We start from the raw sequence: 1,359 nt of genomic DNA, 5'->3' as shown, positions 1-1,359 counted from the left end.
GCCCAGCCGCAGCGGCTCGGCGACGTCGTCCGGGTTGTGCCACCAGATCCGGTCGCCGTCGGTGTCGATGTCGAGGAGGTCGCCGCCGCGGAAGCTGGTCCCGCACATCGGCAGCACGTCGAGGTCGGAGATCAGCTCGTCCTCGGTGATCCCGAAGGCCCGGGCCACGTCCTGGACGTGCGCGCCGGGACGCTCCCGCAGATAGGTCACCAGGGAGAGCATCCGCCGGGTCTGGTCGATCGCGTTCGTGGCCACGAGTACGGGTCCCCCTCAGTCCTTGGCCACGGCGCGCAGCCGGTCCACCACGTCGGCCCGCAGGTCGGCGGGCTCGCTGACGACGACGTCGGGCCCGAATTCGACGAGCCAGGCGTCCAGTCCGTGTCCGTACGGGATCTCCAGCTCGTCCCAGCCGTCGCCGAGCTCCCGTACGGCCGTGGCGCGGGCACGCAGCGGGTAGCCGGCGCCCGCACGCAGTCTGATCCTGGCGGTCCGGGTCGCGGTCTCCCCCGCCCAGCTCTCCACCGTCTCGCGTACGGTCACCACGTCGGGCACCGGCGCGGTGAACGCCCCGGCGCGGGAGCGGACCCGGCCGGAGATCCGGGAGAGCCGGAAGACCCGCTCGGCGCCCCGCTCGCGGTCCCAGCCGGCCAGGTACCAGTGTCCGCGCCAGCACTCCAGCGTCCAGGGTTCGACCTGGCGCTGCCGGGGACGGGCGGCGTTGGCCTTGCGGTAGTCGAAGGTGACGGGGCGGCGGTCCCGGCAGGCGAGCATCAGCGGTTCGAAGGCGGCCTCGTGGACGGGGATGCGGGGCTCCAGAGCGCTGTGCACCTCGTAGGCGTCCTCGGCCTCCGGCATCCCGGCGGCCCGCAGCTTCTGCAGGGCGCCGCTGGCGGCCCCGGCGAGGCGGGCCTGCTGCCAGACCTTGGCGGCGAGCTGGAGGGCGGCGGCCTCCTCGGCGTCCAGCGTGATGGGGGGCAGCCGGTTGCTGTCGCGACGGTCTCGATGACCAGGCCGAGTTCGCGCAGATCGTCCTTGTCGCGCTCGAACATCCGGTTGAAGGAGTCGTCGGAGCCCGCCTCCAGGTAGGCCTCGATGGACCCGCGGAGCTCACGCTTGCTCAGCGGGCGCCGGGTACCCAGCAGGCACAACGCCAGGTTCATCAGCCGTTCGGCCTTGGCGATCGCCATCGACGCCCTTTCTGTACGTGCGCTACGACGCTCGACCGTACCGCCCCGGGGTGTCCGGACCAAAGCGAGGGCCCGCGCCTTCCGGCGCGGGCCCTCGCCTCTGTCGGCCCGGGTTCAGACGGCGACCAGGTCGCAGACGAAGATCAGCGTCTCGCCCGGGGCGATACGGCCG

The 1,359-nt window shown here is 72.9% G+C and carries 2 pseudogenes; both read right to left on the bottom strand.

Annotation, left to right across the window (positions count from 1 at the left end):
- Positions 1 to 255 (bottom strand): annotated as a pseudogene (locus tag IH13_RS0134790) (WYL domain-containing protein); the annotation flags it as partial.
- Between the two features lie 15 nt (positions 256 to 270).
- Positions 271 to 1,187 (bottom strand): annotated as a pseudogene (locus IH13_RS39260) (helix-turn-helix transcriptional regulator).
- Positions 1,188 to 1,359: the final 172 nt, after the last annotated feature.

The organism is Streptomyces sp. NRRL WC-3549 (genome assembly GCF_000721935.1).
Classification (GTDB): Bacteria; Actinomycetota; Actinomycetes; order Streptomycetales; family Streptomycetaceae; genus Streptomyces.
The sequence above is the reverse complement of the archived record's forward strand: the minus strand, read 5'-3'. Positions and strand labels throughout refer to the sequence as shown.